Origin of the sequence: Pseudobutyrivibrio ruminis (assembly GCF_015057245.1) — a bacterium.
In the GTDB taxonomy this organism is placed as follows: Bacteria; Bacillota; Clostridia; order Lachnospirales; family Lachnospiraceae; genus Pseudobutyrivibrio; species Pseudobutyrivibrio ruminis_E.
Window position 1 is genome coordinate 46260 of record NZ_SVET01000016.1, and the last position, 12368, is coordinate 58627.

General features: G+C 38.1%; 9 protein-coding genes. 1 reads left to right on the forward strand and 8 read right to left on the reverse strand.

All coding sequences use genetic code 11. The annotated features are described in order from the left end of the window. Positions 1-47: 47 nt before the first annotated feature. The 4 genes from E7274_RS11755 to ung all read right to left on the reverse strand — a co-directional run bounded on the left by E7274_RS11755 (position 48) and on the right by ung (position 6292). A complete protein-coding gene (locus E7274_RS11755; RefSeq protein WP_304176134.1) occupies positions 48-2117 on the reverse strand; it encodes a methyl-accepting chemotaxis protein in 2070 nt (689 codons plus the stop codon). 126 nt (positions 2118-2243) lie between these two features. Further along, complete coding sequence (locus E7274_RS11760) at positions 2244-3014, reverse strand: response regulator (RefSeq protein WP_074792295.1); 771 nt, start codon at positions 3012-3014, stop codon at positions 2244-2246. Between the two features lie 16 nt (positions 3015-3030). Continuing rightward, a complete protein-coding gene (locus E7274_RS11765; RefSeq protein ID WP_304176136.1) occupies positions 3031-5475 on the reverse strand; it encodes an ATP-binding protein in 2445 nt (814 codons plus the stop codon). 142 nt (positions 5476-5617) lie between these two features. After that, positions 5618-6292 carry a uracil-DNA glycosylase gene (gene ung / locus E7274_RS11770; RefSeq protein WP_074792298.1) on the reverse strand — a complete coding sequence of 225 codons (675 nt, stop codon included), beginning with the start codon at positions 6290-6292 and terminating at the stop codon, positions 5618-5620. A gap of 173 nt (positions 6293-6465) precedes the next feature. Between ung and E7274_RS11775 the strand changes: the two genes are divergently transcribed. Further along, on the forward strand, positions 6466-8235 hold the full coding sequence (locus E7274_RS11775; protein WP_304176138.1) for a sensor domain-containing diguanylate cyclase: 1770 nt from the start codon (positions 6466-6468) through the stop codon (positions 8233-8235). A gap of 2 nt (positions 8236-8237) precedes the next feature. Here the strand turns inward: E7274_RS11775 and E7274_RS11780 are convergent, their stop codons facing one another. The 4 genes from E7274_RS11780 to nadA are packed head-to-tail and all read right to left on the reverse strand — an operon-like array spanning position 8238 to position 11876. Continuing rightward, complete coding sequence (locus tag E7274_RS11780; protein ID WP_090395434.1) at positions 8238-8765, reverse strand: transcription repressor NadR; 528 nt, start codon at positions 8763-8765, stop codon at positions 8238-8240. Positions 8766-8785: 20 nt separating this feature from the next. Then, on the reverse strand, positions 8786-9637 hold the full coding sequence (nadC, locus tag E7274_RS11785) for a carboxylating nicotinate-nucleotide diphosphorylase (RefSeq protein ID WP_304176140.1): 852 nt from the start codon (positions 9635-9637) through the stop codon (positions 8786-8788). Next, positions 9638-10945, reverse strand: a complete 1308-nt coding sequence (locus E7274_RS11790) for an L-aspartate oxidase (RefSeq protein ID WP_304176142.1) — start codon at positions 10943-10945, stop codon at positions 9638-9640. It lies immediately after the preceding gene. A gap of 22 nt (positions 10946-10967) precedes the next feature. After that, entirely contained in the window at positions 10968-11876 is a 909-nt protein-coding gene (nadA, locus tag E7274_RS11795; protein WP_304176144.1) for a quinolinate synthase NadA, read from the reverse strand. Positions 11877-12368 lie beyond the last annotated feature (492 nt).

The window sequence follows — 12368 nt, forward strand, 5'->3', positions numbered from 1 at the left end:
ATTACATAAATGGCCCCACCCCTTATCAAAATTTTGTATTATTCGGATTATTCCGCAGTCTCTGTATCTAATCTGAACTGGCTTACAACTCTTGTTAAATCCTGTGCAATGCCATTCTGCTTATCTGACATTCCGTTAATCTCAGTTACTGTCTCAGATAGTTCGGAAACAGAATCCATTACTTCGCCACTGTTTGCAGCTGTATTCTGAGTAGCCTCTGCAATATTTTGAATTGCAGATTTTACTTCGTTCATAATCTCCTGAATTGACTCTGTCATGTTCGACAGCTTTTCAGATGTTTCTTTAATTGATTCTGCATCCTGACCGTATCTTTCAGCAACACCTACAAAGTTTTTATAATCAGGTGTTACTGTATTTGAAACATAGTCAAGAAGGGATTTAGCGTTAGTAGCAAGGCCTTCAAAGGCATCCTGTATACCAGAAATAGTCTCCTGAATCTTTTCTACAGAATCTGTTGTCTGACCTGCAAGCTTTCCAATTTCAGTTGCAACAACTGCGAAGCCTTTTCCTTGCTCGCCTGCACGTGCTGCCTCGATTGATGCATTAAGAGAAAGCAATATAATCTGATCTGCAATGTCTGCAATTACACTTGCCATCTCACCAATGTTTTCAACAACCTTAGACTGTGCAATACTGTCCTCCAGCTTAGTCTCGAAGCTAGACTGCAAGGTTTGAGATTTATCGAATGCATCCTGGCTGTTCTTACCGATTTCTGTAGCTCTCTTCTGAATATCAATAGCAAGATCCAAGCTGCCCTTTGTCTCATCATTTAAGCTGTCTGTAGACATTGCAACCTGCTCAACAGATGCTGAAAGCTGCTGTGTTGCAGCTGAGGAATTCATCATATCCTCATTTACTGCTGTCATAATATCTACAATCTTATCGAACTCAATCTTCAGCTCATTTGCAGAAGATTTAAGATTATTACTTGCCTCGTTAATATCCACTGAATAATCTGAAATGCTTTGAATAACACCCTTGTTATTTCCGTACATATCATTCAATGACGTTGACATTACAGCAAGCTCATCCTTACCTTTTACAGAAAGCTTCTCAATTGTAAAATCACCCTCCGCAAGCTCTGTAGCAAAGTTTTGAACCTTTCTGATTGTCTTTGCTACGCCACCGATACCTATAACAATAATTACTATTGCTACTACCAATGCCACAATACATACGATTATTAAACGATTGATTAACAGGTATATTGGCTGCTTTAATTCATATGCATCAATGGAAACCATAAGCTTCCATCCTGTCAAATCAATAGTATCAAAGTATACTTTGTAATCAGTCTTTCCTGCAGTATAGCCAGATGTTCCTTCATCTTCAGCAAGCACTGTACTCATCATGGAAACAACTGATGCATTTTCATCTTCTGTTAAATATGATCCTGATTGAACTTTTTCATCGTCATATCCTGCAATAAGAAGACCATCTGCAGCTGTAAGGATACCTACACCTGTTTTTCCTACTGTTACATTACTGATAATTTCAGTGATTGCAGATAGTTCAATATCTACTGTAACACAACCAATCTTTGTGCCATTTACAACAATAGGGGTAGAACATGAGGACATTACTGTTCCTGATGTTGGATCATAATAAGGATCTGTTATAACTGGGCCATCGCTTGCCATTGCATTTGTATAGTATTCCTGAGCGAAATAATCATATGCGGAATTACTATATTCCCATGTAGTAACTGATTTGTCACCATCCTTATATACGTATGGACCATAGTATTGCTGCTCTGGGTCGTAGGCATATGGTTCGAACCACAATCCGGATCCTAACACGATATCGTTTGTTGCAATCATATCCTGAAGCATCTTCTCATATGCATCCCATGCTGTGAATGTATATGATGAAGCAACACTGATAGCGATTGAATCTGCCAGAGTTTCAACATCCTGTAAATATCCACTTACCTCAGAAATATTTGCACGTAATTCTGCACTCATTGACTCTTGTGTTTTTGTATCTACAAGAGCATCACTTGATGTTGCAGACATAATAGTCAATACTATCTGAGCAATAACAAGTATTGGCAAAATCATTACCAGCATCTTGGTTCCGATTTTCTTAAAACTCATATTATCCCCTCCGTATTGTCGGATAATTGTCTATATTTTAATCTATATTTGTGTACAAATGTTGAAAATTCAACGTCATCAAGTGAACATTTTGTGCATAAAAAAGCGCCCCGAAGGGCGCTTGCTTTATGATTCTGCTTGCTTTAAGAAAATATTTTCTATCGCATTTATAATCTTTGTTTGCATTGGAGGCTTTACAAAATAGCCTGCTGGCTTCAGATCAAGTACAGCATCTACATGCTCCTTATCTGCAATTCCTGTAAGGAAAATTACTGGAACATTTTTGTAATCATCCTCTGCTCTAATCATTTCAAGAGTCTGCTTACCATCTACAACTGGCATTTCATAGTCAAGAATGATTAAATCCGGTCTATCCTGTCCCATAGCTTTCATACACTGAGCAGCAGATGTTGCAAGAGTAACTCGATACTTATCCTGAAGCATATTTCTCATATTTCTAAGAAGTACTGGGTTGTCATCTACCACAATGATGTGACGCTTCTCCGTTTCTACTACAGCATTCAGAATAGCATCTGCATTCATACTAAAAGCCTTGCAGATTTCCTTTATAATCTCTTCACGTCCTGGCTGCGGAATATGCTTGCACTGTCCTGAATAATAGTATGAAATAAACATTTGTTTCTTAAGCTCTCGTCCAAATGTTATGACAGGAAGCTGTTCATTGTATTCTCGAATCGCTTCAAAAATATCTTCCTGATGCATCTCGAAGTCATCAATGTCCATCAAAACTAAATCAGGAGCGTACAACTTCAACATGCTCTTAACTATTTTTGCACTACTAGTACATAACTGTGTATGGAAATGTTGTGCAAGGAATGAATTTACATCTGATGGAGATTCGTTACTGAAATCTCCCACTATAAGTATTTTACGCATTTTGTATTCTCCTTAACTAGCTTTGTAGCTCTTCAATATCTGCAAGTGCCTCATCTTCTTCCAAATTCATAATACGAAGATTTAATTGCTCTAGTTTAACTTGTTTATCATCGTCATAAGAATATGACATAATCTGTTTCATAATATTGTCAGCCTGCTCTGAGTCATGTGTCATAATAGACATCTTCAACATTTCAAGCAAAGCAAACAGTTCATCAATATCCTCCAGCTTTGGCTTTTCAACATCCGATGAAAGCACCTTCAGCCTGTCATGCATTATTTCCAACTCTTCAATAAGAATTGGTGTAATAGCTTTAATTCTATCGATATTATTGTCCTTCGCTGCAAACTCACAAGTCTTTGCAAGTCCGCCTAAGGCTGTAGCGCCAATTGTATTGGCCATGCTTTTAACTGCGTGAACTTTTATACGATAATCTTCAAGAGTGTTTCCACTGTCTATATCTTTATAATACCTAAGTATCTCATCCCTTTCAAACATTATCGAATCATAAAAATCCACCGCCGTCTGAAATACCATGTTTGTATCAGGGAAATGCAACAATGCATAATCCCAATCAATTCCTTCAATATCAGGAAGCTCAATTTTCTTAACACGATTCATTCTTGCTTCATCTTTTGCATCAGGCTCATGATACTCCAGCAACGACTCTGGAAGAAAATCACGGATTGTTTTTTCAAGCTGTGCAGGCACTACCGGCTTTGAAAGGAAGCCATGGAAACCAAGTGTTAAATATCTTTCTTTTGCTCCTGCAATAGCATTTGCAGTAAGTGCTATTACTGGTGTGCCCAAGCACTTATTACCTTCAAGCCTTGCCATAGCTTTGAAGGTTTCGACGCCATCCATACCCGGCATCATATGATCCAAGAAAATCATATCAAAATGCTGATTCTTGATAAGCTGCAAACAATCATATCCATTTTCAGCTTCAACAACTTTTACCTTGGAATCTCTAAGCAATGCAACGAACACCTTACGGTTCATAGCATTATCATCTACAACTAGGAAAGTAGCATTTGGTGCTTCAAAACTTGTGCTGTACTCGTAATTTGAAGTAAGCTGCTTTAACTTCTGCTCAAAATCACCAATTGGCTCGGGATTTACTACCTCTTGGCTAATGGTAAATGAGAAAGTAGAGCCCTCGCCGTAGGTACTATCTACATTTAATGTGCTACCCATCATCTTAAGAAGATTTTGAGTAATGGTCATTCCAAGGCCAGCACCTTCGATATTTCTGTTTCGATTTACTTCCAATCGCTCAAAGGATTCAAACATCCTTTTGATATCCTCTGGCTTTATTCCTATACCTGTATCTTTTACAGAAAAGGTAAGCTCAACATATTCGCCAAAGCTCTTTTTACAGGTGGTGGTTATTTCAATGTAGCCTTCCTGGGTATACTTTACTGCATTTGTGATGATGTTTGTAAGCACCTGCTTGATTCGAATATCATCACCTAACATATTGCAAGGGATATTGCTTGCAATGTTAAGCTTTAATTCCAGATTCTTTTCCTTTGCCCTTAGCACGATATTATTTAAAACATCATGCATAAGGCTCATGAAATCATATTCACCTTTAACGATGCCCATCTTACCTGACTCGATTTTGGTGATATCCAAAATATCATTTATTAATGAAAGCAGGTTTTGTGAAGCCGTCTTGATATCCAAAGCATATTCTTCAACGACCTTTTCTGAGGTTTCTCTCAAAATCATCTCGTCCATACCCATGATGGTATTGATTGGAGTTCTGATTTCATGAGACATATTTGCAAGGAAATTACTCTTTGCTTCTGTCGCTGTCTGTGCCTGCTTCTCGGCCTTTTTAGCCTGCAGTGTCTTTTCTAGCAAATCATCGTTATTGATAGCAGCTTGTCTATATAATTTTTCATAAATTGATCTCTGGAATTTAATAATTGAGCCGATGGCGAAGGCACTAATCATCATTGATTGCACCACGTCAAAAAATACGCTTCGCTTTGTCTGTAAGCTCACTACATATTCTGGATGATAATAAGAAATGACGTAGCAACCAATAATGATTGCCACATCAGTTAATAACATAAATAAGAAATCCATGCCGTCTAAAAGCATGAATATAAAAATAAGTCCCATGGAGAACCAGCAAACCATACCGCTGTTGATTCCTCCGGTAACAAAGAACATAACTGGGAACAGAGCTATTCCCACCACAAAACATACTGCGATAGTGCTGTTTTTCAGCCTATTCATATAGTTGGCCATATATATACAGACTGCATCTATTATCACAGAAACGAAAATAACTGCAGTCAAAATTCCTGACATACCATTAATAATGTTGAATGGAATAGTGATAATTCCACCAATCAATCCAACAATAGTAATGATATTGAATAACACCAAATCTATAGGTAGGTCTGGACTAAAATACTTTTTCTGAAATACCCTTAGTTTGTTCAAAACAACGTCCCCATTATTCCTTATAAAGTGTGTATTTTCACCGAAAATACCCTAAATTAAATATAAAGGAATAAATAAAATTGTACAATACCGGACCCAAGAATAATTCGTGAAAAAACTGTGAAAACATCACATCTATCAACTATATATTCTCAATTTGCCAATCAATGGTGCTTAATCCCTTAGATTTCAAAAATTCGTTAGTCTTTGAAAAGTGCTTACAACCGAAGAAACCTCTGTATGCAGAAAGAGGTGATGGGTGTGGCGCTTTAAGTATTAAATGATTCGGATTATTTAGCTTTGCGCATTTTTTGGCAGCTGGTGAGCCCCATAGTAAAAATACTATTGGACGGTCCTGCTGATTTAAAATATCAATTACCGCATCGGTGAATTTTTCCCAGCCGATACCTGCATGGCTTGCAGCCTGATGTGCACGAACTGTAAGTACATTGTTAAGCATAAGAACACCCTGGCGTGCCCATTTTTCCAAATATCCATTGTTTGGAATATAGCATCCCAAATCATCGTTCAACTCTTTATATATATTCACAAGTGAAGGTGGTGTTTTTACTCCAGGCTTAACCGAAAAGCAAAGTCCATGGGCTTGACCAGGCTCGTGATATGGATCCTGACCAATAATAACTACCTTTACTTCTGATAATGGCGTGAAATCAAAAGCGTTAAAAATATCATCTGCCGGTGGATACACAGGATGCTCGTGATATTCCTTCTTCACTGTTTCATATAAATCTTTATAATATGGCTTTTTAAACTCTGGAGTAAGAGGCTCAAGCCAATCATTAGTAATTGCTGACATTATTCTTCCCTTCTATAAGTCATATATTTCTTGCCTTTTATTATATCTTATCCTTGTTTTCATTAAAACCATTCTATTCGACTATCAAAGTAATAGGTTAGTCTTAAAATAATCACAACATAATGGTATTATGATTACAAAATATAATTTTGAACTATTAATTTGGAGGTCATATGTTTCAAAAAACCTATTATTTTCAAAGCATAGATGAGCTCGATGATATATTAAATACAATCTCAAATTCGGAAGCATACAATTCTGCTTCTGGTATTTTGATGCAATTATATAACTCAAAGACTGACGTGGATGAGCAGGCCATAATTAATATAATTATAAGCCAATGTCCTAAGGCATGTCTTACTGGTATGACTGCAGCCAATATTGCCACAGAAGAATACGATATAAGCAATTTTCCATTGCAGCTATCTGTTACATATTTTAAAGAAACACAGCTTGTTCAATTTGAATTCGATATGGAAAACACAACCGCTTTCGTGGCTGGCCGCTTTATGAGCAAAGCATTAGAAGAATTAGAGAATGTAAAATGTCTTCAAATACTTTATTATGCAAACAGTATTTCAATAAACAGTTTTGTCCATGAGTTTAACCATCACCATATACCTACATTCGGAGCGAAGGCTGGAAGAAACATTCGAGTGTTAAATCCTGCTCATATATATGGCAAAGGTGTATACTCTACCGGATTTATTGTTGTTGCCTTTGTAAGTACTTCATTAAAAATATATATGGATAACAATCTTGGTTGGCAACCCATCGGTTTGGAAATGGCTATCACCAAAACATCCGGTAATAGCACTGTCGTTGAAGTTGATAAAAAGCCTGCGGTCGATATATTTTCTAAATATTTGAAAGTTTCGCCCAATAATCACTTTGTTCAGAATGTTTGCGAATTTCCATTGATAATCGAGCGAAATAATTTCAAAATTGCAAGAGTTCCTTCTGGATATTTGCAAGATGGCAGCATTTCCTTCACGTCAGATGTGCAAAAAGGAGACCATTTTAGATTATCTTATGCAAATCCTGATAATCTCTTTGCTCTCACTGCTCAATCCGTAAATGATGTACACAATTTTGAACCAGAAGCGCTTTTCATCTTTGAATGTGGCAATCGAGTAAAGTTTTTGAAGGATAAATATTTAGAAGAAATCAATCAGTACTACCACTATTATCCTGAATTATCAGTAACTACCGGCTATGCTGAGCTATTCTATACTGATGATGGATTTGGTGGAGACTTAAATAGTGCTTTAGTTGCAGTAGGCTTCAAAGAGTCTGACAATTCTACAGACTGTATAATTCCATGTAGAGAGTATATTGTGGAAGAATCTGCCTCTCAGGATACGAATGTTGATCAAGAAATCCCATTTTTAGAACGTATCTTAACTTTCCTGGAAAGCACTTCTAAGGAATTGGACAACCTAAACAAGGAACTTGGCAAGGTAGCCTATACGGATCAACTTACTAAAATCTATAACCGTTGGGAATTAGAAAGAAAAATAGAAGAGGCGCTGGAACTCACAAATCAAGGCATGTCCTATGGCCTGTTCTTTATCGATATTGACCATTTCAAACATGTAAATGATACCTATGGCCATGATGTTGGTGATTCAGTTCTTTTATCAGTTGTAAATGTTATCAAGGAAAGTCTGAAAGAAGGCCATATATTTGGCAGATGGGGTGGTGAAGAATTTGTTTATATTATCCCGGATGCGGATGAAAAGACTGCAGTAGAATTTGCCGAATCTATACGAAAGAAAATCGACGATATATGCTTTGTGACTGTAAAACATATAACAATAAGCTTAGGTGTCACATTGGCAAAACCAAATGACACCCTTGCATCATTTGTAAAAAGAGCGGATGACGCAGTATATGAAGCCAAGGAAAATGGCCGAAATCAAGTCAAATTCCATTTAGATTAGTATTACTGCAAAATCCAATCATCAAGAGGTAACCAGAAGCCCAAATCCTTAAGCTCCTGCTCAATAATATCAAGTGTCTCCTCATTATCTGCACTAATGATATGATAATGATATCCACTTGTAGCAGAGCTTAGGGATTTTGATTTTCCTGAAGCTATCGCCTCCATAAATTCCTTTGCCTGACGTCTTGAGCTAACATTAAGTGGCGCCTCGAGGCGATTATAAAAGCGATGGTTAATAATGATATTCTCTGCACAACCACCATTATCAACTATTGCAAAAAGCTCATCTAATATCTGATCATCATTGTGATGACTCTTTATTATTCTTTTGCATTTATTCTCAGATGCTAATACATATCCTCTGTTTGTTGAAGTAATTTCTATGCCATTAGCTCTAATTAATGCAATATCTGTAACCACAACCTGGCGACTAACATCAAGTTCATTTGCCAGTGCTGTGCCCGATACAGGCTTATCCGATTTTCGAATTATCTCTATAAGTCTTTTTCTTCTTGCCTGTCCGTCCATAGTTCCTCCCTTTATGCAGATTAAACTGCATGTAAGTTTTTCATTGAAATATCAAGAATTGGAGCTGAATGAGTTAATGCTCCACTTGAAACATAATCAACTCCGCTGTCTATTATATTTTTTATGTTCTCTTTTGTCACGTTTCCTGAGCATTCTGTTTTAGCGCGACCATTAATTATTGCAACTGCTTCTTTCATAGTTGCCACGTCCATATTATCAAGCATGATAATATCAGCACCTGCTTCCACTGCTTCCTTAACCTGCTCAAGAGTTTCTGTTTCGATTTCAATCTTTCTAACAAATGGAGCATACTCCTTTGCCATCTGAACAGCCTTTGTAATAGAGCCTGCTGCTCCTATGTGATTGTCCTTTAAAAGAATACCATCAGAAAGATTGTATCTGTGGTTTTGTCCACCGCCACACTTTACTGCATATTTCTCAAAAATACGCATGTTAGGTGTAGTCTTTCTAGTATCAAGAAGAACGGTCTTGCTGCCCTCTAAAAGCTTAACAACTTGATTTGTATATGTGGCAATTCCACTCATACGCTGAAGGTAGTTAAGAGCCACGCGCTCTCCTGAAAGAAGCACACGAATGTCTCCCTTTACCTTTGCCATAAGCTGTCCCTTTGTGACCTTATCTCCATCTTTTACATACTTTTCCACAATTGTATCTTCATCAAGCAACTTGAATACACGCTCGTATACGTCCATTCCACAAATTACACCATCCTGCTTGCAGATAAGCTCCACCTCGCCTGCCTGTGGACCAGGCATAACAGAGTTTGTAGTAACATCTTCACTTGAAATATCTTCTCTTAACGCCATTTTAATAAGCTCATCAGCATTAAGCTTCATTGTAATATTGTTCATTTATATGGCCTCCTTTTCGGCTCTTAAGTCTGCTTCTTTTTTGATTTCACCAACCACCATTGCATGATAGTTTTCCATAATGCTTGGAAGATCCTCATAACCATCCATGTTTACAAGGTTATCAAAATCCTCTGCTGATTTATAGTCATTTCTTGCTGCAATATCCAGTGCGGCACGCTTTGCAAATACAAGGCTTTCAAGCAATGAATTGCTAGCAAGACGATTCCTTCCATGTACTCCATTACAGCTGGTTTCGCCAACTGCGTACAGCTGCTCCATTGTGGTTTTGCTGTCTTTATCTACATAAATGCCGCCCATGAAATAGTGCTGTGCAGGCACCACTGGAACCCAATCAGTAAGAGGATCATATCCAGCCTCCTTGCACTTATTGTAGATATTTGGAAAATGATTTAAAATTTCATCCTTTGGAATTGGTGAAAAATCCAGCCATACATGCTCAGTTCCCTGCTCCTTCATCTTGTCAAAGATTGCATGACTAACCACATCTCTTGGCTGTAATTCATCTGTAAATCTTTCACCGTTCTTATCTCTAAGGACTGCTCCTTCTCCACGAACAGACTCTGAAATCAAGAAGCTTCGTCCACCCTGCTTTGTAAACAAAGTTGTAGGATGAATCTGTACATAATCGCAGTTCTCCAGCTTAACATTGTGATACATAGCAAGTGCCAAAGCATCCCCAGAGATATGCCTGAAGTTTGTTGAATGAGGATAAACACCGCCTAAGCCTCCGCAGGCCAGCACTGTTACATCCGCTTCTATTGCTGTTGTTTTACCATCCATATCTGCAACAACAATTCCATAGCATACATTTTCATGACAAACCCAATCAACCATAGTTGTGTGTGCCATCAATGTGATATTATCTCGCTCCTGTACTCTCGCCAAAAGCTTACTTGTAATCTCGCGTCCTGTAATATCTGCATGAAACAGAATACGATTGTTGGAGTGAGCTCCCTCCTTTGTAAAGAGGAACTCACCATCCTTTTTATCAAATTCTACCCCATAGTTAACCAAATCATTGATTATACTCTGAGAGCTCTTTATCATGATTTCAACCGACTCCCGACGATTTTCATAATGACCCGCTCTCATTGTATCCTCAAAATATGCCTCATAGTCTGCTTCATCTCTAAGCATACATATGCCGCCCTGCGCCAAAAAGCTATCGCATCCATCCAAGGCATCCTTTGAGATACATAATATTTTTTTATCCTGTGGCAGGCTCAGTGCACAAAACAAACCTGCAACACCTGTACCTACAATTACTACATCATATTTCTTTTCCATGCTTCATACTCTTTCCCGCAAACTACTTTGCCAACTCCAGCATTCTCTTAAGTGGAATAAGTGATTTTTCCCTCTTCTCATCACTTACTTCAACAACCCCAGTTCTATCTCTCAAACAATCTCTTACCTTCTCCAAAGTAACCTTCTTCATGTTTGGACAAATCTGAACAGAACCTGCTGAATAAAATGTCTTATCTGGATTATTCTTCTTGAGCTGATAAAGCACCCCAAGCTCCGTAGATATGATGAATTCTTTTTTATCAGATGCAGTAGCATAATCAATTATTCCTGAAGTGCTTCCAATATAGTCCGCATACTCCAATACATCTAATGTACACTCAGGATGAATCAGAACCTCCGCATCCGGATGAGCCTCCTTCGCCCTCTTTACTGAATCCACAGTAACAGCCTTATGCACATGGCAATAACCGTCGTTAAAGATGAAATTCTTCTCCGGAACCTTACTAGCAATATACCTTCCCAGATTCTCATCAGGAATAAAATAAATATTCTTATTAGGCAATGACTTTACGATCTTCATAGCATTTGAAGAAGTAACACACACATCTGAATGCATCTTCAATTCCGCTGTAGAATTGATATAGCAAACAACTGCCACATCATCATACTCAGCCCTTACCTGATTAATCTTTTCCACCTCTGCCATATGCGCCATAGGGCAATCCGCTTTCTCATCAGGCATCAGCACCGTCTTCTCAGGATTCAGAATCTTAGCCGATTCCCCCATAAACTTAACACCTGCAAAAACAATGGTACTCTCCTTCAAATCCACAGCTACCTTTGCCAAATAGTAACTGTCCCCCACATAATCCGCTATCTCCTGCACATCATCATTAACATAATAATGGGCCAAAATAACAGCGTTCTTTTCCTTCTTTAACTCCTTAATCTCTTCTGCCAGAGTAGACATAACAATTCTCCTTTTACATGCCAATCTCAGTTGACAGCAAGTATACCACATGTATAGTCTACTGACAAGACACTTGTCAAAACACCGTCACGCCCTCCAGCCAACCAACTCTTTCAGGCCGCCATGCCCTCCCGGCCTCTCACGTTAAGGGCCACCCTACCCCGGCCCCCGGCACACCGTACACCACCGCTACCACCTGGGAGTACGTCACAGATTTTGGATTATCTAAATGTGTAGTCGCCCATATTTATTAGTAGGTGTTCTTACAAAGTTTTACAATTCTATCGGTAAGGTATGGGTGGAGACGGACAAACACTACTCTGAGTAATCATCTGTCTTAAGCTAGCTTTGTATTTATTACTATTTGCTTTGGAGCGAACTTAGAAAAAAGAAAAGAGATATTTGATATAAATTGGCAGCTGCCGCTAGGACGGCGGCAATGTCATTTAGATAAGAACTTTGCTTTCTAATTTTAGAATTTAAACTTGATAT